The organism is Achromobacter aegrifaciens, assembly GCF_902859735.1.
GTDB classification, from domain to species: domain Bacteria; phylum Pseudomonadota; class Gammaproteobacteria; order Burkholderiales; family Burkholderiaceae_B; genus Achromobacter; species Achromobacter aegrifaciens.
Genome location: NZ_CADIJY010000017.1, coordinates 12,446 through 32,316 on the forward strand (window position 1 = coordinate 12,446; position 19,871 = coordinate 32,316).

Here is a 19,871-nt window from a genome sequence, read left to right on the forward strand (position 1 = left end):
TTGAGGCCTGGCGCTCAGGCAGCCTTGCTCCGCGCCGCGTCCAGAAAGCGCGCCAGTCTAGCCACGCCTTCATCCAGGCGCTCGTGCGCGCTGGCATAGCACCAGCGCAGATAGCCCTCGCCCTCGGGACCGAACGCCATGCCCGGCGCCAGGCCCAGCCCGCCGCGCACGACCAGATCCTTGCAGAACGCCAGGCTGTCCGACACGCCCCGAATGCGGAAGAAGGTGTACATCGCCCCCGGCGCCGCACCCGCGAGTTCAACCCCGGGCACCTGCGACAGCTTCGACGCCAGATGGTCGCGCGCCAGCCGCAGCCGCTGCACGGTACGCGCGATGACGGGCTCGCCCTGTTCAAGCGCGCAAAGCGCGGCGGTCTGCACGAAACCCGGCGTGCAGGTGTTGCTGTATTCGATCAGCTTGCCGATTTCCGGCAGCAGCCCGCGCGGCACCACGACCCAGCCCACGCGCCAGCCGGTCATCAGCCAGGCCTTGGAGAACGAATTGCAGCTGACCACCCGGTCGTCCGGCGCAGCAATGTCCAGGAAGGTGGGCGCCACCGCGCCTTCGTAGTAGTAGCGTTCATACACGTCGTCGGAAATGATCCAGATGCCGTGCTTGCGGCAGTGCTCCAGCACCGCGCGCTGCTGCTCGGCGGTCATCACCCAGCCCGTCGGGTTGTTCGGCGAATTCACCAGAAGCGCGCGCACGTCCGGCGTCAGGGCGCTGAGCAAGGCGTCCAGGTCCAGGCGCCAGCCGCTCTCGGAGAACGACAGCGCAACCGTCGTCACGCGCGCCCCCAGCACCTTGGGCATTTCCACCAGGTTGGGCCACAAGGGCGTCACGGCGACCACGTGATCGCCCGCGCCCACGATGGCCTGCACGGCCGTCATCAGCGCCGACGTGCCCGAGCTGGTGACTGCGATGTTGTCCACATCACGTTGACCGTGCAGCCCGCTCACATACCCGGCCAGGCGTTCGCGCAACGCAGGCACGCCCAGCGTCTGTACATAGAAGGTCTGCCCGGAAGCGATGTGGGCGATGGCCGCGTCGCGGAACGCGGGCGGCGTCTGCTCATCGGGTTCGCCGAACCAGAAGGGCAGCACGTCGGCGCGGCCCATGCCCGCATTGGCGACTTCGCGGATTTGCGACGAACGCAAGCTCTGCACGCTGGCGCGCGCGCTCGCCGTGGCGCCGCCGGTAGATACTGCTGTATTCATGCCTGTTCCTGTCTTGCCAGTAGATTGAGATCGCGCCGCCGCCTCAGCGGCATGCCTCGCCGAACTGCGCGCGCGCCTGGCGGGCGCCGCGGGCCAGCCAGGCCACATCGGAGTGCAGCGCAATGAATTGCACGCCCAGCTTGCGGTAGCGCGCGGCCTCTTCGGGATCGTTGGCGAAAATGCCGACCGCCTTGCCCGCCGTGCGGCCGGCGTCGATCACGCGGCCCACGGCCTCGCGCACCTCGGCATGGGCCATGTCTCCCAGCCGGCCCAGGCTAGCGGCCAGGTCGGCGGTGCCGACGAACAGGCAGTCCGCCCCAGGCAGCGCGGCAATGGCTGCCACGTTGCGTACCGCCTGCGCCGATTCGATCTGCAGGATCGCGCAGGCCTGCTCATTGGCCCGCCTGACGTAGGAAGGGTCCTGCCCGTACATGCCGGCCCGCACCAGCCCCGCCACGCCGCGCACGCCGCCATTGCCTTCGCACGGAAAGCGCATGGCCGCGATGGCGCGGCCCGCGTCCTCGGCCGTGTCGATGTTCGGGAAAATGATCGTCTGGGCGCCGCAATCCATCGCGCGCTTCACCAGCGCGGCGTCGTTCACCGTCACGCGCACGACCGGATACGCGGCGGCGCCATGCGCGCGTGCCGCGTCGATGGCCTGCAATTGCGCCGTCAGGCCCGCCATGTCGTTGGGCGCATGCTCCATGTCAACGACCAGCCAGTCGAAGCCGCAATGCGCAATCGCCTCGGCCACGGCCGGGCTCGCCAGGGTCAGCCAGCACCCCTCGGAAGGCTCCAGGGCCAACAGCTTCTTGCGTATCGGATTCGGATCTTTCATGTCTGCTCCATAGTGTTCAAACGGGGAGCATTCATGACGTCGACGCCCCCTCCAGCAATCGAACAAAGATACCGGAGCGGAATCGCGAATATTTCCGAATTTTCGACGCGAATGTGTAATATTTTGGATTGAAATTAGCGAAACCTTCAATTTCTTGGAAAAATCGTGCAAAGCAAGAATTTCGATCCCACGGACCTGCAGATCCTGGCCGCCTTGCAGGTCGACGGACGGCTTTCCAGCGCCGATCTGGCCGAGCGCGTTTCGCTCACCCCCTCCCCCTGCTGGCGACGCGTCAAGCGCCTGGAGGACGAGGGCGTGATCCGCGGCTACCGGGCCGAGGTCGACGTCAAGAAGCTTGGCTTCGGAGTAACCGCGTTCGTCTGGATTTCGCTGGACATGAAGGGCGCCGAGCACGTCAAGGCGTTCGAGGACGCCATCAAGGACGTGCCGGAGGTGCTGACCTGCCATTGCGTGTCGGGCCGCTACGACCATCAGCTGACGGTCATCGCCCGCGACCTGGACGCGTTCGGCGACCTGGCGCGCTACGTGCTTGGCGCCCTGCCCGGCGTGAAGGAGGTCTACACCTCTTTCGTGCTGAAGGAGGTCAAGGGGCTGGGGGATGCGATTTCATTGCCGGCCGACTGACGCGCGGCATCCACGGCGGCCGGCCATCAGGCCGCGTTGAACCGCTGCAGCCACGGCAGCGCCGCTTCCAGCCGCGCGGATTCCAGCTCCGGCTGCGCCGCGCCTTCAGGCAGCGTCAGTCCCACCCGGTTATGCCAATACGTGCGCAGGCCCACCTTGCTGGTGCCGAACATGTCGTAGCCCGAGCCCGCGACGAACGCGGCCTCGGACGGCTGCACCTGCAATCGGGCCAAGGCCAGCTCATAGGGGCGCGGGTCGGGCTTGTAGTAGCCCGCCTCCTCCGACGTCACCACCACGTCCCAGTCCACGCCCAGCAAACCGGCGGCGCGCTGCCCCAGACGGGCGGAACAGTTGGTGACCACGGCCAGGCGGCAATGCGGCCGCAAGGCCTGCAGCAATTCACGGGCGCCATCCCAGGCGGGCAGCTCGTCCCAGCCCGCCTCCAACGCGGCGGGTGCGGATGCCGGCAGGCCGACCGCGGACGCGGCTTCCTGCACCAGACGCTCATAGGGTTGATAGGCGCCGCAACCATAGGTGCGGCGCAGGTACTCCGCGCGCCAGGCGCGTCCGGCGGCCTCGGAGCCGGCGGCGCGGTTCCATACGGTCCAGGAATCAAGCAAGGCGGTAAGCAGGTCGAACAACACGGCCCGGGGATAGGCGGGTACTGCGGCGGGACTGGACATGCGCGGCTCTCTCGGGTGGGTACGGACCCACTATAAAGAGCAACGCAGCCGCTGTGATTCAACCTGCGTTTACCCAGAATTAAGCCTGAACTTAATCGCGCTACCAGCGATACGCCACCCGCGCCATGATGGTCCGCTCCAGACCGTAATAGCAGTTTGTCACGCTGTCGCACGCCGCCACATAGCGCTTGTCGAACAGGTTGCTGGCGTTCAGCGAGAACTGGTAGCTCCCCATGTCGTAGCGCAGCGCCGCGTCCACCAGCGTGTAGGCAGGCACATGCACCGCGTCCGGAATGTCATTGGTCGACCCCATGTAGCGCACGCCCGCGCCGAACCACAGGCCGGCCAGCGGCCCCGTCGCCGACAGGCGGTAATCGGCCCACAGCGACGCCATGTGATCGGGAATGTAGGGCGGACGCTTGCCCAGGTTGACCGCCGTCCGCGCCGCCTTGGTCACCTTGACGTCGTTGTAGGTGTAGGACGCCAGCACGTTCAACTGCGGCGTGACTTCCCAGGTGCCTTCCAGCTCGATGCCGCGCGAACGGATTTCGCCGGTCTGCACGCTGAAGCCGGGATGGGCCAGGTCCGCGGTCGACACATTGGTCTGCCGCAGGTCGAAGAGCGAGACCTGCGCGAAGCTGCGCGCGCCGTTCGGCTGATACTTCAGCCCGATCTCATACTGCTTGCCGCGCGTGGGCTCGAATGGCGTGCCGCCGTAGCCCGCGCCCGCCACCGGCTCGAACGATTCCGTGTACGACGCGTAGGGCGCCAGGCCGTTGTCGGCCAGGTAGACCAGCCCGACCTTGCCGCTGAATTGTTCGTCGTTGGTGCGTGTCGTGGTTTCCACGCCGGTGCGCAGGATCGTCTCGCCCGTGGTGGAACGCGCCCAATCATAGCGGCCGGCCAGTTGCAGCACCCATTTGTCGTAGAACTTGATCTGGTCCTGCGCATACAGGCCGAACTGCCGGCGCACCTGGTTGGTGTCGTTGGACGCCTGCGGCGTCGCGCCGGGGAACGGCCGGCCATACACCGGGTCCCACACATTGATGGGATCCACCGCGGCCGTACGCAGGCCGTACAGCCGGTCAAAACGCGACTCCTGATAATCCGCGCCCAGCAGCAGCGTATGCGCCACCGGCCCATGCGCGAGATTGAACTGGGCCTGGTTGTCCAGCGAGAACAGGTGGAAGCCCTCCTTGCTGACCAGCGAAATGCGGCGCAGGTCGGTGTAGGGTTCGCGCGTCTGCACCCAGCCGCCGTTCGCGCCCAGGCTGCGGTAATCGACATCCAGCGTGGAATAGCGCAGGTTCTGGCGCAGCGTCAGTTGGTCATTGACCCGGTGCTCGGCCAGATAGCCGATCTGCGCCTTGCGCCGATCGGTCTGGTCGAAGGTCGGGTCACCCGTGAAAAAGTCCACCGGAATATGGCCGTTGGCGACCGGCCAGAGCGTGCCCGCAGCGGGCAGGAAGTTGGCCGTATTGCCCGTGCGATCGTGCTGGTACTGCGCGAGCAGCGTGATCGAGGTCGCCGCGCTGGGTTTCCAGGTCAGCGACGGCGCCAGCAGGACGCGGTCGTCATCGACATGATTGGTCTGCGTGCCGCCCTCGCGCCCCACCGCCGTCAGGCGATAGAGCCAGTGGCCCGCATCGTCCAGGGGGCCGGTGAAGTCGCCGGAAAGCTGTTTGCGGTCGAAGCTGCCGTACTGCACCGCCAGCTCGCCGCTGCGCGTATCCAGCGGACGCTTGCTGACCTGGTTGACGAGGCCGCCGGGCACGGTCTGCCCGTACAGCACGGACGAGGGGCCGCGCAGGACTTCCAAGCGTTCCAGCGTGTAGGGATCGACCTCCCAGCCGCCGTAGCCGCCCGAGTAAGCCAGCTTCAGGCCGTCCAGATACTGGCCGTTGTTGGCGACGTTAAAGCCGCGCACGTAGTAGGTGCCGCGGCGCGTGTCGTAGATGGGTTCGGTGCGCACCCCTGCGCTATAGCGCAAGGCCTCGTCCACGCGGCTGACGCCCTGCGCCGCCATCTGCGCCTGGGTGATGACGCTGATCGACTGCGGTGTCTCGATCAGCGGCGTGTCGGTCTTGGTGGCGGTCGCGCTGTTACGCGCGACATAGCCGTCGACCGGTCCCCAGGCCTGCTCGCCGCTGCCGTGCACCGTGATCGGCTCCAGCGTGCTGGCGGCAGCGCCGGACGCGCGCCGAATCGTATAGCCTGCCTCGCCGCGCGCAATCGCCTCCAGCCCGGTGCCTGCCAACAAGCCGGCGAACGCCTCCCTGGGCGCCACCGTGCCTGACAGGCCCGGGCTTTGCAGCCCGGCAGTCAACGCCGGATCGAACGACAGGATCAGGCCGGCCTGCTCGGCGTAGCGATTCAGCGCGGGAGCCAGAGGACCGGGCGCCACGTTGACCGTGCGGGCAACTGCCGCAACGGACGCATTCGACGACTGCCCCCAGACGGGATGAACTGCGGCCAGCGCGGCCGCGGCGGACAGCGCGCGCAAGATACGCACTGTGAACTTGGAATGACTCATGAGCGGACGACCCTCTCCAGATTGATGGCTACTCATGAGTCATGACGAAGCAAACCGCGACAGGGACAGCGGAATGCAGATTTTTTTTCAACGACGCTGCACCAGCACCAGCCAGGACGTGTATCGGTTGACCGTGATGGGGAGGCTGGCCGCCAGCGATGCCAGGGCCTGATCGGGCGCTTCCAGCGGGAATACGCCCGACACGCGCAGGCCATCCAGAGAACCCGCGTCGTACTGCAGGCGCCACTTGCGGTAGCGGCTCAGCTCCGCCAGTACATCGGCCAGTGGCTGGTTATCCACCACCAGGCTGTGCCGTGTCCAGGCTAGCGCCTGTTCTGCGTCTACTGGTTCAACCTCGCCGACTTGGCCCGCGCCCATGCGCACGCGCTGCCCCGCCGCCAGATCGGCGCACACCGGCGCGGGAGCCTGAGCGCAGGCCCGCACACGGGATTCCTGCACGACCACATCCGTATGGCCGTCGCCGCGCCGCACCGCATAACGCGTGCCCAGCGCCTGCGCCGTGCCGTCCGGCGTCTGCACCACGAAGGGCCGTCCCGCGTCCTCGTGCGCCACGTCGACGAGGATCTCTCCTTGCCGCAAGGTGATCAGCCGTTGCCGGGCATCGAAGCGCACGTCGATCGCCGAATCGCTGTTCAAGGTAATGCGGCTGTGGTCGTCCAGTTCGATGACGCGCCACTCGCCGACTCCGCTGCGGTGATCGGCCAGCAGCCAGGCCGGCGGCGCCATGCGCCACAGGCCGGCCCCACACACCAGCAATGCCAGCGCGGCCGCTCCCAGTGCGCGGCGGCCGGTACGCGGCTTGCGGTCGGCCTGCTCCAGGATGCGGCGGGCTGCCGCAGGCGAATCGAAGGCCGCGGCCCGGTCGAAACTTCCCCAAAGATCCTCAAGCCGGCGATAGACCCGTTCGTGCTCGGGATCCGCGGCCCGCCACCGCAGACAGGCTTCGCGGTCGGCGTCGCTCGCGCACTCATCGCGCAAGGTGGCCATCCATTGGGCCGCGTCCGCCACGACGCAAGGAATAGCGTCTGCCTTCACGCCGCCTCCATCACCAAGTAGCAATGGGCAAGCGCGCGCGCGACATACTGCTTCACCATGCTGGAAGAGACGCCCAGTTCGACCGCGATCTCGCCGTAGTTCCATCCCTCCAGCCGATGCAGCAGAAAGGCGCTACGCGGCTTGGCGGGCAAGGCATCGAGCATGCGCGCCAGTTCCGCCAGGATCTCGACGGTTTCCAACAACTGTTCGGGAGCGGGCGATGTCTCGCCGCCATGCAGGATGGCCCAGCTTTCCAGGCAAACCGCCTCAAGCTTGCGCCGCCGTGCGTCGTCGATCACCAGCCGGGTGGCGGTCGTCGTGAGGTAGGCGCGCGGCGTCCTGATCGCCGCCAGATCGTCGCGGCCGATCAACCGCACAAAGGTGTCCTGCGCGAAATCAGCCGCGTCGCAGGACGAGCCCAGCTTGCGGCGCAGCCACCCGACCAGCCAGCCATGATGATCGCTGTACCAGGTCAACAAGGCCGCGTGGCGGGCGGTATCGGGAGCGGACATGGCGCGCGCGAAATGATTTGGAAATAAGAATGATTAGCAATCATATCAAAGTCCATGCCCCGCCATCCCGCTTTTTCCATCGCTGCGCGGATGCGTTTTTCCTACGCCCGGCGATTCACGCAGCCTGCCCTGACATCAGTTTGGCGCGGCAAAAACAAAAGGCCGTTGACGATGACGTCAACGGCCTTTGGAATTCTGGTGGGCTGTGAGTGGCTCGAACACTCGACCTACGGATTAAGAGTCCGCTGCTCTACCAACTGAGCTAACAGCCCTGCAACTTCACTCAGTCTCGTCCGCTTTGCTGCGCGTTGTTTAGTCCGCTGCCGCTGCGTTTCGTTATGTGTGTAGTGCGAAGAAGCAAGATTATATGCAGCTTTTTTGGTTTGTGCAAGTCAGGTGGAAAAAACTTTTTCCAGACCGGCCTCAAGCCGCAAATCCGCCGTCCACCGACAGGCTCGCGCCCGTGACGTAGCGCCCTTCCGGCCCGGCCAGGAACGCCACCATGCCGGCGATGTCACGCGCTTCACCGTAGTGCGGCAAGGACAGCACCGCCACCAGGTCCGCCGCATGCGCGCCGTCGGCGGGATTCATGTCGGTGTCGATCGGGCCGGGGTGCACTACGTTGGCGGTGATGCCACGTGCGCCCAGGTCGCGCGCCAGGCCCTGGGTCAGGCCGACCAGCGCGGACTTGCTGGCGGCATACAGCGCGACACCGGCGCGGCCCGCGCGGCCTGCCAGGCAGCTGCCGATGTTGATGATGCGTCCGCCGTCCGGCATGGACGCCTGTGCCGCCTGGATGGCGACGAAGGGCGCGCGCACGTTGATGTCCATGGTGCGTTCGTAGTCGTCGAGGCTGGTCTCGCCTATCGCGCCGGTCAGGAAGATGCCGGCGTTGTTGACCAGCACGTCGATGGGGCCCAGCTCGGCGATGGCCCGGTCGACCGCGCCGCGGACTGCGGACGCGTCTGCCGCATCTGCCTGGATGGCGAGCGCGCGGCGCCCGTCCACCGACAGTTCACGCGCCAGCGCCTGCGCACCGGCGGCCGAGGAGGCGCTCACGTAAGTGAACGCCACGTCGGCGCCATCGGCTGCAAGGCGGCGCACGATGGCGGCCCCGATACCCCGGCTGCCGCCGGTGACGAAGGCAATTTTTCCAGTCAGATTCGGCATTGCGATACCCATATTTGTAGTGATCAGTACAAATATATTCGCCGAGCCCTCCATCGCCCGTCAACTATTTTTTTATCAATCACCACAAAAATCCCTGCCGGGTAAAATCACGCCTATGGCAGAACGTGGGCGCCCCAGGAACTTCGACCGTGCCCAGGCCTTGCGCAAGGCCATGGACGTCTTCTGGTCGAAGGGATATGACGGAGCATCGCTGACCGACCTCACGGCGGCGATGGGCATCAATTCGCCCAGCCTCTATGGCGCATTCGGCTCAAAGGAAGGACTATTCCGCGAAGCGGTGGAGCTCTACCGCGAGACCGAGGGTGGCTCGGCCCGGCGTGCGCTGCAAGAAGCGCCCACGGCGCGCGAAGCCATCCAGTCCATGCTGCTGGCGTCCGCCGAACGCTTCACCGCTCCCGGCACGCCCTCGGGCTGCATGATCGTGCTGAGCGCGCCGGCAGGCTGCGTAAATCCGGCCGGCGTGGGCGACTTCCTGGGCGACAACCGCCGCGACATGCAAAGCCGCATCCTGGCCCGCCTCAATGCCGGCGCCTCGCATGGCGAACTGCCGGCCGGCGCCGACCTCAAGAGCCTGGCCGCCTTCTACACCACCGTGCTGCACGGCATGTCGATCCAGGCGCGCGACGGCGCCAGCCGCAAGACCTTGCAAGCCGTGGCCAGACAGGCAATGAGAGCCTGGGACGCGCTGACCGAAAGCATACCCAACGGATAACGTCATGTTCCGGATCAATCTGCGGCATCTCATCCTGTGGATCAGCTTGCTGTCGGTTGTGCTCGCGCTGATGGGCAGCCTGCATGCCAGCTACCTGGTGCAGCGCGACCTTCTGCTGCGCACCGCGCTGGAACTCAATCAGGCCTACGCGTCCAAGCTGGCTTCCGTGACCGACGTGTTCCTGACCGACCTCAGAAACTATCTGTCGTATAGCGCGGAAATGCTGGCCGACATGGAAGTGCACCCCGAACACATGGTGGCCGAGACGCAGCGGCAGGAACGGCAACTCGGCCAATTCAACTCCACGTTTGTCGTGTCGCCGCAAGGCAAGGTACTGGCGGCATCGACATCAGACCGCGCGTTACTGGGCCAGCAGCTGAACAGCGAGGCCGTCAGGCGCGCGCAGGCAACCTTGCTCCCCACGGTCAGCCCTCCGTTCCTGGACCTCAAGAACCGCTGGCTGATCCTGTACACCCACCCTATTTTCTCGGCCGACCACCGCTATCTGGGGTTTCTCGGCGGCACTCTCTACCTGCATGAGCACAACATGCTGGATCACCTGCTGAGCCAGCACTTCTACCGCGGCGACTCATCTCTTTACGTCATCGATCGCAACGGCACCCTGATCTATCACCCCGACCGCGGCCGGTTGGGACAAAGCGTCTCCAAATCCGACGCGTTCGCCCCCGCCTTGCGGGGCGAAACCGGTGAAATGCGCTTCACCGACGACGACGGCCACGCCTTGCTGACGGGCTATGCGCCAGTGCCCGGCATGGGCTGGAGCATCATCGCGCAACGCCACGTCGACGCCACGTTGCAGCCCCTGGGCGATCTGCTTCTGACCACGGCTCTCCATACCCTGCCCCTGCTGCTGCTTTCCGTGGCCTCCATCTGGCTGCTGTCGCGCTGGATCGCCCGGCCGCTAGGCGAACTGGCCGGCATCGCCAAGCACATGCAGAACGCGGATTCGGCGGATCGCATCCGCGACGTGCGCTCCTGGTACTTTGAAGCCGCGCAACTCAAGCGCGCGCTGCTGGCGGGCCTGTCCTCGATCCATCACAAGATCCGCGACCTGCGCCGTGAAACCACCACGGATACCTTGACGGGCCTCTTGAACCGGCGAGGAATGGACGAGGCGCTGGCGCTGCTGCAAGCCGAGAAGCAACCGGTGGCCGCCGTGGTCATCGACATTGACCACTTCAAGCACATCAATGACCGCTACGGCCACGCGGTGGGAGACCGCGCACTGCAGTCCCTGGCCAAGCTGATGGGCGAAGGTTCGCGCAGCGGCGACACCGTGGCGCGCGCCGGCGGCGAAGAGTTCGTCATGCTGCTGCCCGGCGCCCCCCTGGAAGCCGCCATCGCGCTGGTCGAGCGGCTGCGCCAGCGCATTGCCACGGAGCCGGGTGCCGTCGCCACGCCCCTCACCATTTCGGCAGGCGTGGCGGCCTACCCCGCACATGGCGCGACGCTCGACGCCGTACTACAGCGCGCCGACCAGGCGCTCTACTACGCCAAGAACCATGGCCGCAACGCCGTCTGCGTCGCGGACGACGATGCCCAGGCCGGAGCGCGCCGGGCCTCGCCGGCCTGAGCCCTATTTGCCTTTGGGCTGAGCGGGCGGCGGGGCCTTGGGCGGCACGCGCATCTCCTTCAGCAAGGGGCCGCAGGCATTGTCGTCGGTGGTGCTGGGCGCAACCAGCGCCAACAGCCCGGCGGCCGGCGTCAGCAGTACGCCCAGGGCCACCATGCCCGCACCACGCGCCGCCAGCGGCAACACATGCACGCCCACGTCCGGCGATCCGAACGTACCCCGCACATACAAGGGAGAGCGCAGCGAGAAGATGCGGAAGCCCTTGCTGTCCGGGGTGATGTCCAGGTCCATCTTCTCGTTCTTGAAGTCAGCCGTGCCGGTAATGCTGATCAGCGCGTTCTCGGTGTCGAACACGAACACGCGCGGCGTCATGACGCCGTTCTTCATTTCCAGATCGGCCGCGCCGCAATTGATCTTCACCTCGTCGTCGCCGAACAGCTTGGAGACGACGTAGTTGCCCACGTTGAGCCCCGCGATCTCCATCAGGCTGCGGCTGATGACGCCATCGTTGACCAGCATTTTCACATCGCCCGTCGCCGTGCCCAGCAAGGCGGCCACCGAATTCCCCGCGCCGCTCACCGCCATGTCGCCATTCAGCTCGCCCAGCGTTTTCTGCATGGCGGCTGTGGCGGGAAACAGCTGCTTGAGCCGCAGGCGGCGCGCGCTGATGTCCACGCGCCCGGTCAGGGTCGAGCCGGAGCCGTCCAGCCGTATGGTGGAATTGATGTTGCCGCCGGCCATGCCGAAGCGCAGGGGGTCGAGCGTCAGCTTGCCGTCCCGCAGCACCAGGTGCACGGACAGGTCCGACAGCGGCAGCTTGCTGTCGTGCACGATGCGGCCGGCGTCCAGCGCAACGTCCGCATCCATGTCACGCCAGCGGTCCGTGCGGAATGCCTGCGTGGGCAGCACCTTGCCGCCCTTGGGCTTGGCCGGCGCGTCCTTGGCCTTGTCCGTTGCGGCGCCCGCCACCTTGCCCGACGGCACGCCGATCAGCGGCCCCAGGTCCTCCATGCGCAATTGTTTGGAGGAAAGCTTGCCGGTCAGCTTGGGCCGGGGCATACCCAGTGCGAAGCTGATGTCGCCATGCAGATCGCTGTTGCCTACCTTGCCGTTGAAATCCTTGTAGTCGAACACCGCCCCGCCGGGATTGCGCAGCTTGGCCACCAGATGGCCGTCAGTGGAATACGGCGGCGTGTCCGGCAGGGTGACACCCGTCAGCGGGTACAGTTGCGCCATGGACGCGCCCGACAGCTTCAAACGCAGATCCAGCGAGCCAAGATTGACCGGATCGGTCAAGGTCCCCGCGACTGACGCCCGGGTACCGCCGATGGTCACGTCCGCCTGCACAGGAAAAGGCTGGCTGGCGTCCTGCAGGGCAAGCATGCCGCCAACCTTGCCTTCGCCCTTGGTGGCCAGGCCCTTGAACTTGCCGTCCAGCTTCCAGCCGAATACGTAGTCGCGCGGCGACGTCGCGGCGCCACCCTCCGGTGCCGCGAAGGCCGCCCCGGCTACGTCCGCGAACGGCACTGGCTTGCCCAGCGGATCCACCATCACGGTCAGGTCCGCCTTGAGGACTTCGTCCACCAGCGCCGCGCGGCCCTTGTCAAAGCCGATCTCGTTGATGTCCAGCACCCAGGGCGAAGGCTCGCCGGTTTCTGGCAACGTAAATTCCCAGTTGGCGCGGCCGTCAGCCAGGCGCTGCAAATCGGCGGCGGGTTCGGTCAGCTGGATGCGGCGGATGACCACGCGCTGGCGCAACAGCGGCAGGAGCGCCAGGCTGAACTCGCCGCGCTTGAGGGTTGCGAACTGGGGGGCCTTGGCCCAGGGCACATTGGCCACCGAGATATCGTTGGCAATCACATGCGGCCATGGCACCCAGGCCCGCCAGCTGCCTTCATCGGGCTCGCGAGTCCATTTGACGCTGAGATCGCCGTTGATGGCAAAGGGGCGTCCGATCGCGGCGCTGGCCCGTTCGTTGATGAAGGGCTTGGCGCGGTTCCAGTCGAAGGTGGCGATCACCGCCACCAAAATCGCCACGAGGAGCGCCGCTCCCCCTACAATCCCGATCGCTATTTTTCCTGAGCGCGTCATGGTTATTATCCTTGGCATTGCGGCCGGCGCACCGCTACCGGCCCTCGTTACCTTTAAGGGTATCGCGGCCCGCAGGGCCAGCCAGGCTTTCCGGCCCCATAATGTGTGCGGATTTTTCCTCGCCCGGCTCTCCAGGCGGTGGCGCCCGGCGCGTGCCAGCCGGGGTTTGCGCAGCATGGCGCGTGCCCAGCCCTGGGACGGTCGGTTACAAACCGAAATGGCTTCCTACGGCGAAATGTGACCCAGACGTCGGCGCCTACCGAATTTTCGACGCCGGTCACGCTCAAATGCCTGAACGACAGACCCCGGCCCCTCTGACCGGGCAGCAGAACAACCTGGAGGCCCGATGCGGCATTCGACCTTGATTTTCGTGGTAGCGGCATTTGCGCTGCTGACGCTCAGCCGCCTGGCGCTGGCCGCCTGGCAGTCCAAGCGCGTGCGCGATGCCGGGGGGCTCCTCCCCCTGCTGCTCGGCGGGCTGCGCATCGACGCGCACCAGATCGCCGTGCTGGCGGCGCTGCCGGCCGTGCTGTCGCCCTTGTTCGGACACATCCCGCTGGCCGCCACGCTGGCCGGCTACTGGTATTTGGTCGCCTTCATCCTGCTGGCCTTCCTGGAAGTGGCCACCCCGCCCTTCATCCTGGAATACGACTCCCGCCCCAACCGCCTGTTCGTCGAATACCTGAAGCATCCGCGCGAAGTCTCCGGCATGCTCTGGCGCGGCTACAAGGGCGCACTGGTGGGCGGTCTGGCCGTCGTGGGCCTCATTGGTTGGGGCGCCTACGGCCTGTTCGGCCACGCCCTGCCCGATGCGCAACTGAGCTGGTGGCAGATGCCGCTAGCCAGTCTGGCGATCCTGGCCATCGTCATCCTGGCCATCCGCGGCACGCTGGGCCACCGCCCGATCAACCCGTCCTCGGTCGCCTATAGCTCGGACGGCATGCTCAACACGCTGGCGTTGAACTCGCTCTATAACGTGTTCTATGCCGTCTACAGCATGAAAAACGAAAAGTCCGCCTCCGCCGTGTACGGCGGCATGGACGACGACAAGATGCACGCGAGGGTGCTGGCCCAGGCCGGCCTGCCCAACCCGCCCGCCAACCCCGACTACCCCAGCCTGCACCGCCAGGTGGCCACCCGCAAAACGGCGCGGCCGCTGAACCTCGTGATCATCCTGGAAGAAAGCCTGGGCGCGCAGTATTGCGCCGGCCTGGGCGGAGCCGACCTGACGCCGGAACTGGACGCCCTGGCGCGCGAAGCCTGGACCTTCACCCGCGCCTATGCCACCGGCACCCGCTCGGTGCGCGGGCTGGAAGCGGTGGTCACGGGCTTTCTGCCCACTCCGGCGCAGGCGGTGCTGAAGCTGCCGCGCTCGCAGCGCGGCTTCTTCTCGCTGGCCGACCTGCTCGGACGCCATGGCTACCATTCGCGCTTCATCTACGGCGGCGAATCGCACTTCGACAACATGAAGGGCTTCTTCCTGGGCAACGGTTTCAAGCAGATCGTGGACCGGCCCGATTTCGTGGACCCGGCCTTCGTCGGCACCTGGGGCGCGTCGGACGAAGACATGTTCAACCAGCTGGACCGGCTGCTGCGCGAAGACGGCGACCAGCCCACCTTCACGCTGGCCTTCAGCGTGTCCAACCATTCGCCCTGGGAGTACCCGGCAGGCCGCATCCAGACCGACGGCAACCCGGCCACCGTGGAAAACACCGTGCGCTACGCCGACTGGGCGCTGGGCCGCTTCTTTGAACGCGCCAAAGCCTCGCCGTACTGGGAAAACACCGTGTTCCTGATAGCGGCGGACCACGATTCCCGCGTCTTCGGCGCCAGCCTGGTGCCCGTGCGCCACTTCCATATTCCGGCCGTGATCCTGGGCGCCGGCATCGAGCCGCGCCGCGACGACCGCCTGATCAGCCAGATCGACCTGGCGCCGACCCTGCTGTCGCTGATAGGCGTGGACACCGAGCACCCGATGATCGGCCACGACCTTACCCGCAGCACGCCAGGCCGGGCGATCATGCAGTACGACAACACCTACGGCTATCTGAAGGAAGACGATCTGCTAGTGATGGCGCCCAACAAGACGCCGCTGCAATATCGCTACACGGCGCCCGAGGAATACGCACCCGTGCCGCTGGATCCCGAGTTGGCGGCCGAGGCGCTGGCGCATGCGCTGTGGCCCAGCTGGGCCTATCGCGAAGGCCGCTACAGCCTGCCGGAACAGGCTGGCGCAGCCTCCGCCTCCGGCGACAAGCCGGCCCTGTGAGTTCCCTGCCCCGCGGCTGCTACGCCGGCCGCTTGAACGCTTTGCGGGCTTTCTCGCTGGCGGCGTGGCAATGGCAATCGGGGCTGTGGTCATTCACCATGCCCACCGACTGCATGAAGGCGTAGACGGTGGTGGGCCCGACAAATTTCCAGCCCAGTTTCTTCAGCGCCTTGGACAAGGCCTCGGATTGCGCCGAGGTCGAGGCGCCGCGGGTCGACGGCGCCCCCTTCGGGGCTTCGAAGCGCCACAGGTAGGCGCCCAGCGAGCCTTCGCGCTCGATCATTTCCAGCGCACGGGCGGCATTGTTGATGACGGCTTCGATCTTGCCGCGATGGCGCACGATGCCGGCGTCGTCCAGCAGCCTCAACACCTCTTTTTCGCCGAAGCGCGCCACCTTGGCGGGCTCGAAGTTGGCGAAGCCGCGGCGGAAGGCGTCGCGCTTGGACAGGATGGTGCGCCAGCTCAACCCCGACTGGAATCCTTCCAGGCAAAGCTGCTCGAACAGCGCCCGGTCGTCGCCCTCGGGGTAGCCCCATTCAGTGTCGTGGTAGGCCATGTACTCGGCGGACGTGTCCACCCAGCCGCAACGGATCAGACCGTCGGGGGATTCGATGTTGGCGTTCAAGGCAGGCTCCTGGGCGCTATCGGGGCTACCGATGCTACCGCAGCAACGTCCCCGATAAAAGTCCGCCCATGCGCAAAAAAAGCATGGCGGCCGCCGATCATATCCCGCTACTATTTGCAGCCCTGATCCCGCGCCGGCCCTGTCCGCGCGCATCCCGGCGCTGCACGGGGGGTCTGCATCATGCAGCCCGTTTTGCGAGCCAGCCGGGGCCTGGACAGGTTTTCAGCCTTCCGCGCGCCATGTCCCTGCTAGAGTCCTCTCTTATTTCCTTCGTCTCTCCCGCCGTCCTGGCAGGCGACGACCCGGCCGCCAACCCCTGTCTGGACTGCGGGGCGTGCTGTGCGCATTTCAGGGTGTCGTTCTATTGCGGCGAACTGGCAGGCGAGAACGGCGGCCATGTGCCGGTGGAACTGGTCACCCAGATGAGCCCGCTGCGCGCGTGCATGAAGGGCACGGAAACCGGCGGCGGCCGCTGCATCTCGCTGCGCGGCGAACTCGGCCAGCCCGGCATCCATTGCGCCATCTACGAAAACCGCCCCACGCCGTGCCGGGAATTCGACATCTGGATGCCGGACGGCTCGCCCAATCCGGATTGCCAGCGCCTGCGCCTGGCGCTGGGATTGGCCCCGGTGCCGCCCCGGCCGGACGCCGAGAACGACCCGCAAGGCCCGCTGCACCCCAACCAGCCCGCCGCGGCCTGAGTCGGGTTTCAGCCGGCGCAGGAATGGCCGGCCTGCGCCAGCATCGCCTGCCTGGAGCAGACATCGGCCGCGGGGGCCCGAACCCGCTTGCGCATTCGGACGATGTCGGGGTCCTTGCCCAGGAAGCCCAGCACATTGCGCATCACGCGTTCGCGCTCCTGGTCCACGCAGATCATGTGATAGCTGTCCTCCAGCATCACCACCGTCGACTGGGATATGCGCCGCTCCAGGAAGCGGGCTGAGCGCGGACTGGTCAGCTCGTCCTCTTCCGCATGCATGATCAAAGTCGGGCAGCGCATGCGCTCCAGCCCGCGCCGCACCATGCCGCGCAACCGGTCCACCTGGCGCACGCAAGCCAGCGGCACCCACTGGTAATGGAAACCGTCGCCGCGCGCGAACCCCGCCTTGATGAAGGCGCGCACCAGTTCGCTCTTGACTCCATATGGATCTTCCTCGCGCACGCGAATCCGCCGCCGCAGGCCCGGCAGGCGATACACCAGGTAGCGCACGGCCCGGTACCAGGGCGTGCTCCATCCATCCAGGAACACCGGCGCGGACAGCGACACCAACGCGCCGCGCGTGTGCGATTCGCGCTTGCATAGCTCCACCGCCAGCAGCGCCCCCAGGCACATGCCGATGACATGCAGTACCTCGTATTGCGCACAAAGTTCGCGATAGCGCTGCGTGACCACCGCCATCCAGTCCTCGACCGTCACATCAAGCAGGTCTTCCGGACAACCGGCATGGCCGGGCAAGGTCACGCCGTGGGGTTCGACCCCGGCGCGCGCCAGCACCTTGTGCATGGCGCCCATGTCGAATTCGGTGCCGCCCAAGCCGTGGATAAGCAGCGCGCCGACGCGTTGCTGGCTCACGGCGCACTCCCGGCCGGCGGCAACGCCAATAAAAACAAGTCATTCATGAAACACCCCTGAAGCATGGCGGGCAGGACGAAAAGGCCTGTCCGACCCTGGCGTCATACTAGGCAGGGGGTGTCCGGGAAGATCGGCAAAACTGTCGGAGAACCGTGAAAATCCGTAAAGCCCACGGCCGGGGGGCTGAACTACTCGCGTTCGGCCAGGTAGCGCGTAGGCGTCACGCCGAAAGCGGCGCGGAAGCTGCCGATGAAGGCGCTGGTGCTCTCGTAACCCACCGAGAGGCCGGCCTCGGTGACCGAGCCGCCGCGGCAAAGCAGCTCCAGGGCGCGCAACAGGCGCGCCTGCTGGCGCCATTGCCCCAGCGTGACGCCCGTTTCCTGGCGGAAGCGGCGCATCAGCGTGCGCGAGGACATGCTCAGGCGCTGCGCCCACTCATCGATGCCGGCGGTGTCGTCTGGCCGGTCCAGCAGCGTATTGGCCAGATCCTGCAAACGCGGATCGACAGGCATGGGCAACAGCACGGGTTCATGCTCGCGCTGCTTGAGCTCTTCCAGCAGCACGTCGAACAACTGTTCCTGGTAGGCGGGAGACAAGGTCGTGTTCGGCTGGACCGACGTGAAGCGGTCCATCAGGGCTTCGATCAGCCTGGACGCGGGCCAGGAGCGGCAGCGGTCCGGCAGGCGCCCGCAGGCGTCGCGGCGCACGTACAGGAAGGACCCGCGTGCCTCGCCGAACCAGCGCGCGCCGTGCTGCACGCCGGGCGGAATCCAGCCCAAACTGCCCGGCATCACCGTCCAAACCTGGGCGCCCGCCTGCACCAGCACCAGCCCCTCGTGCACGAGCACCAGCATGCCCTCGTCATGGACATGAGAGGGTACGGCAATGCCTTTGGATTCACGCCGTCCCTGGACGCTGAACGGCGTCAGCAATACGTCCGGCAGGGGAGGCGCAACGGCCACGTGAAGCATGGTTGGCAGGTTTGAGCTACAGGTTGACGGTTTCCGGTGAGCGGATCCAGTTGGAAATGTACATCATTCTCACCTGGATATCAGCCACGCAAGGAAAACCTCCCATGGACCACTCAAGACTGCGCCATGCCGGCATCAAGGCCACCTTCCCGCGCATGAAGATCCTGGATCTCTTCTATCAGCACGCCGGCCTGCACATGAGCCCGGCCGACATCTACCGCAACCTGCTCTCGGACAGCAGCAACATCGGACTGGCCACCGTTTATCGCGTCATCACGCAACTTGAAGGCGCCGGCCTGCTCAAACGAACTCAGCTCGACGCTCACACCACCGTGTACGAGCTCAACGACAAAGGACACCACGACCATCTGGTCTGCACCGATTGCGGACGGATCCTTGAGTCCAGCGACCCGGCCATGGGCCAGCTGGTCAGGAAGATCGCCAAGCGCAGCGGCTTCCTGCTGGACTCCTACAGCCTGGTGCTTTACGGCCACTGCGGCTGCGGCAAGAACGCCGCCGCCCTTCCTCACGGAGAATTCGAATGAACCACGAACAGTTTTTCTTCCACGACCTGTCCCAGTTTCCCATCGTCACGTCCAGGCATGGCGGCGCGCCCGACGGCTATTCCGCCAGCTGGATACGCGAAATGGAAATGCTGGTAAACAACCCCCAGAGCTTCGTCATGGTCGTGCCCGACATGCGGCAGGAAGCCGGCCAGGCCGACCGCAAGGCCATGATCGAATGGCAGACCGCCAACATGCCGCGCCTGAAGGCCCGCTGCCGGGCATTCATCGCCGTGGAGGGCAATGCCGAAGCGTTGGACAAGATCCGCAAGCGCGGCGAAAAGATGACCCGCGCCTTCGGCGTGCCATTCCTGGCCGTGGCCACCGTCGGCCAGGCGGCGCAATGCGCCCGCGAACTGCTGGGCCAGTCGGGCCCGGGGGGCTTTATCGTCGACTAGAAGGGCCCGTCGATTTAAGAGTTGGCCGCCAGCGCCGTTGTCCATTGATGTCAGGGCGCTGGTACCCGCCGGGTTGCGCGCCCCTTCAACCCCAGGACCGGCCGCCCAGCATGAATCGCGCACTCGCCTGCATTTTTTGCCAATCGACGCTTGCGCAAGGCGCCCCGCTGCTCGAACAGAACGGTGCAGCCATCTGCAAGGCCTGTGCCGACAGCTTCTCGGCCCGGTTCTCCGAGCGCGCCTGGACCATGGCGGCCAGCCTGCAGGAACAGCTCGACGTGCTGCTGGACGAAAGCCGGCGCGCCCTGGCGCATAGCGAATTGATGGCGGAGCGCGCCCGCAGCTGCGGCCTGAACCTGCACGATCTGTCGGCCATGCCGGCGCGCACCCTGTCCTGAAA

General features: G+C 66.3%; 20 protein-coding genes and 1 tRNA gene. 9 read left to right on the forward strand and 12 right to left on the reverse strand.

Going from position 1 to position 19,871, the window contains the following annotated elements; genetic code table 11:
* Positions 1-14 precede the first annotated feature (14 nt).
* Positions 15-1,217, reverse strand: coding sequence for a pyridoxal phosphate-dependent aminotransferase (locus HV766_RS26985; RefSeq protein ID WP_175182157.1), 1,203 nt, complete (start codon positions 1,215-1,217; stop codon positions 15-17).
* A gap of 43 nt (positions 1,218-1,260) precedes the next feature.
* Positions 1,261-2,055: an HpcH/HpaI aldolase family protein gene (locus HV766_RS26990; protein WP_175182158.1), complete on the reverse strand. Its 795-nt coding sequence runs from the start codon at positions 2,053-2,055 to the stop codon at positions 1,261-1,263.
* 165 nt (positions 2,056-2,220) lie between these two features.
* Between HV766_RS26990 and HV766_RS26995 the strand changes: the two genes are divergently transcribed.
* A complete protein-coding gene (locus tag HV766_RS26995; protein WP_054457549.1) occupies positions 2,221-2,700 on the forward strand; it encodes an Lrp/AsnC family transcriptional regulator in 480 nt (159 codons plus the stop codon).
* Positions 2,701-2,726: 26 nt separating this feature from the next.
* Here HV766_RS26995 and HV766_RS27000 read toward each other — a convergent pair whose 3' ends face one another.
* The 4 genes from HV766_RS27000 to HV766_RS27015 all read right to left on the reverse strand — a co-directional run bounded on the left by HV766_RS27000 (position 2,727) and on the right by HV766_RS27015 (position 7,484).
* The gene (locus HV766_RS27000; protein ID WP_175163521.1) at positions 2,727-3,383 is read right to left on the reverse strand and encodes an HAD family hydrolase; all 657 of its coding nucleotides are present in this window, start codon (positions 3,381-3,383) and stop codon (positions 2,727-2,729) included.
* A gap of 100 nt (positions 3,384-3,483) precedes the next feature.
* Positions 3,484-5,916, reverse strand: coding sequence for a TonB-dependent siderophore receptor (locus HV766_RS27005; RefSeq protein WP_175182159.1), 2,433 nt, complete (start codon positions 5,914-5,916; stop codon positions 3,484-3,486).
* An 87-nt stretch (positions 5,917-6,003) separates the two neighbouring features.
* Entirely contained in the window at positions 6,004-6,972 is a 969-nt protein-coding gene (locus HV766_RS27010) for a FecR family protein (RefSeq protein ID WP_175182160.1), read from the reverse strand.
* The gene (locus tag HV766_RS27015; protein WP_054457552.1) at positions 6,969-7,484 is read right to left on the reverse strand and encodes a sigma-70 family RNA polymerase sigma factor; all 516 of its coding nucleotides are present in this window, start codon (positions 7,482-7,484) and stop codon (positions 6,969-6,971) included. Before HV766_RS27015 ends, HV766_RS27010 begins: the two co-directional genes overlap by 4 nt.
* Positions 7,485-7,513: 29 nt before the next feature.
* Here HV766_RS27015 and HV766_RS27020 point away from each other — a divergent pair, with 29 nt between their 5' ends.
* Positions 7,514-7,693 (forward strand): hypothetical protein, encoded by a 180-nt coding sequence (locus HV766_RS27020; RefSeq protein ID WP_175182161.1) that lies wholly within the window; start codon positions 7,514-7,516, stop codon positions 7,691-7,693.
* Here HV766_RS27020 and HV766_RS27025 read toward each other — a convergent pair.
* Both HV766_RS27025 and HV766_RS27030 read right to left on the reverse strand, forming a co-directional pair.
* Positions 7,681-7,756, reverse strand: a tRNA-Lys gene (locus HV766_RS27025). The genes HV766_RS27020 and HV766_RS27025 overlap by 13 nt on opposite strands.
* 151 nt (positions 7,757-7,907) lie before the next feature.
* The gene (locus HV766_RS27030) at positions 7,908-8,654 is read right to left on the reverse strand and encodes an SDR family oxidoreductase (protein ID WP_175182162.1); all 747 of its coding nucleotides are present in this window, start codon (positions 8,652-8,654) and stop codon (positions 7,908-7,910) included.
* 115 nt (positions 8,655-8,769) lie between these two features.
* On the opposite strand from HV766_RS27030, the gene HV766_RS27035 reads away from it, so the two are divergent.
* Both HV766_RS27035 and HV766_RS27040 read left to right on the forward strand, forming a co-directional pair.
* Positions 8,770-9,387, forward strand: coding sequence for a TetR/AcrR family transcriptional regulator (locus HV766_RS27035; RefSeq protein WP_054457553.1), 618 nt, complete (start codon positions 8,770-8,772; stop codon positions 9,385-9,387).
* Positions 9,388-9,391: 4 nt separating this feature from the next.
* Entirely contained in the window at positions 9,392-10,981 is a 1,590-nt protein-coding gene (locus HV766_RS27040; RefSeq protein ID WP_175182163.1) for a sensor domain-containing diguanylate cyclase, read from the forward strand.
* Positions 10,982-10,984: 3 nt separating this feature from the next.
* On the opposite strand, the gene HV766_RS27045 is transcribed toward HV766_RS27040, so the two are convergent.
* The gene (locus tag HV766_RS27045; protein ID WP_175182164.1) at positions 10,985-13,072 is read right to left on the reverse strand and encodes an AsmA family protein; all 2,088 of its coding nucleotides are present in this window, start codon (positions 13,070-13,072) and stop codon (positions 10,985-10,987) included.
* A gap of 346 nt (positions 13,073-13,418) precedes the next feature.
* Here HV766_RS27045 and HV766_RS27050 point away from each other — a divergent pair, with 346 nt between their 5' ends.
* Positions 13,419-15,341, forward strand: a complete 1,923-nt coding sequence (locus HV766_RS27050; RefSeq protein WP_175182165.1) for an LTA synthase family protein — start codon at positions 13,419-13,421, stop codon at positions 15,339-15,341.
* Between the two features lie 19 nt (positions 15,342-15,360).
* Here the strand turns inward: HV766_RS27050 and HV766_RS27055 are convergent, their stop codons facing one another.
* Positions 15,361-15,966 (reverse strand): DNA-3-methyladenine glycosylase I, encoded by a 606-nt coding sequence (locus HV766_RS27055; protein WP_119451423.1) that lies wholly within the window; start codon positions 15,964-15,966, stop codon positions 15,361-15,363.
* Positions 15,967-16,205: 239 nt separating this feature from the next.
* Here HV766_RS27055 and HV766_RS27060 point away from each other — a divergent pair, with 239 nt between their 5' ends.
* The gene (locus tag HV766_RS27060; protein WP_059373686.1) at positions 16,206-16,667 is read left to right on the forward strand and encodes a YkgJ family cysteine cluster protein; all 462 of its coding nucleotides are present in this window, start codon (positions 16,206-16,208) and stop codon (positions 16,665-16,667) included.
* 8 nt (positions 16,668-16,675) lie between these two features.
* Here HV766_RS27060 and HV766_RS27065 read toward each other — a convergent pair whose 3' ends face one another.
* A complete protein-coding gene (locus HV766_RS27065; RefSeq protein ID WP_119451422.1) occupies positions 16,676-17,539 on the reverse strand; it encodes an alpha/beta hydrolase in 864 nt (287 codons plus the stop codon).
* A 188-nt stretch (positions 17,540-17,727) separates the two neighbouring features.
* Positions 17,728-18,510, reverse strand: a complete 783-nt coding sequence (locus HV766_RS27070) for a helix-turn-helix transcriptional regulator (RefSeq protein WP_119451421.1) — start codon at positions 18,508-18,510, stop codon at positions 17,728-17,730.
* Positions 18,511-18,614: 104 nt separating this feature from the next.
* Here HV766_RS27070 and HV766_RS27075 point away from each other — a divergent pair, with 104 nt between their 5' ends.
* The 3 genes from HV766_RS27075 (at position 18,615) to HV766_RS27085 (ending at position 19,869) form a co-directional block, all read left to right on the forward strand.
* Entirely contained in the window at positions 18,615-19,055 is a 441-nt protein-coding gene (locus tag HV766_RS27075) for a Fur family transcriptional regulator (RefSeq protein ID WP_054457561.1), read from the forward strand.
* The gene (locus tag HV766_RS27080) at positions 19,052-19,471 is read left to right on the forward strand and encodes a hypothetical protein (protein WP_054457562.1); all 420 of its coding nucleotides are present in this window, start codon (positions 19,052-19,054) and stop codon (positions 19,469-19,471) included. The genes HV766_RS27075 and HV766_RS27080 overlap by 4 nt, the downstream gene beginning before the upstream one ends.
* Before the next feature lie 110 nt (positions 19,472-19,581).
* The gene (locus HV766_RS27085) at positions 19,582-19,869 is read left to right on the forward strand and encodes a hypothetical protein (protein WP_054457563.1); all 288 of its coding nucleotides are present in this window, start codon (positions 19,582-19,584) and stop codon (positions 19,867-19,869) included.
* The last annotated feature ends 2 nt before the right edge of the window (positions 19,870-19,871 follow it).

Coding starts and splice junctions, on each gene's coding strand:
- HV766_RS26985 (WP_175182157.1), bottom strand. CDS start 1,217: ATGAATACAGCAGTATCTACCGGCGGCGCCACGGCGAGCGCGCGCGCC.
- HV766_RS26990 (WP_175182158.1), bottom strand. CDS start 2,055: ATGAAAGATCCGAATCCGATACGCAAGAAGCTGTTGGCCCTGGAGCCT.
- HV766_RS27000 (WP_175163521.1), bottom strand. CDS start 3,383: ATGTCCAGTCCCGCCGCAGTACCCGCCTATCCCCGGGCCGTGTTGTTC.
- HV766_RS27005 (WP_175182159.1), bottom strand. CDS start 5,916: ATGAGTCATTCCAAGTTCACAGTGCGTATCTTGCGCGCGCTGTCCGCC.
- HV766_RS27015 (WP_054457552.1), bottom strand. CDS start 7,484: ATGTCCGCTCCCGATACCGCCCGCCACGCGGCCTTGTTGACCTGGTAC.
- HV766_RS27020 (WP_175182161.1), top strand. CDS start 7,514: ATGATTAGCAATCATATCAAAGTCCATGCCCCGCCATCCCGCTTTTTC.
- HV766_RS27030 (WP_175182162.1), bottom strand. CDS start 8,654: ATGCCGAATCTGACTGGAAAAATTGCCTTCGTCACCGGCGGCAGCCGG.
- HV766_RS27035 (WP_054457553.1), top strand. CDS start 8,770: ATGGCAGAACGTGGGCGCCCCAGGAACTTCGACCGTGCCCAGGCCTTG.
- HV766_RS27040 (WP_175182163.1), top strand. CDS start 9,392: ATGTTCCGGATCAATCTGCGGCATCTCATCCTGTGGATCAGCTTGCTG.
- HV766_RS27045 (WP_175182164.1), bottom strand. CDS start 13,072: ATGACGCGCTCAGGAAAAATAGCGATCGGGATTGTAGGGGGAGCGGCG.
- HV766_RS27050 (WP_175182165.1), top strand. CDS start 13,419: ATGCGGCATTCGACCTTGATTTTCGTGGTAGCGGCATTTGCGCTGCTG.
- HV766_RS27060 (WP_059373686.1), top strand. CDS start 16,206: ATGTCCCTGCTAGAGTCCTCTCTTATTTCCTTCGTCTCTCCCGCCGTC.
- HV766_RS27070 (WP_119451421.1), bottom strand. CDS start 18,510: ATGCTTCACGTGGCCGTTGCGCCTCCCCTGCCGGACGTATTGCTGACG.
- HV766_RS27075 (WP_054457561.1), top strand. CDS start 18,615: ATGGACCACTCAAGACTGCGCCATGCCGGCATCAAGGCCACCTTCCCG.
- HV766_RS27080 (WP_054457562.1), top strand. CDS start 19,052: ATGAACCACGAACAGTTTTTCTTCCACGACCTGTCCCAGTTTCCCATC.
- HV766_RS27085 (WP_054457563.1), top strand. CDS start 19,582: ATGAATCGCGCACTCGCCTGCATTTTTTGCCAATCGACGCTTGCGCAA.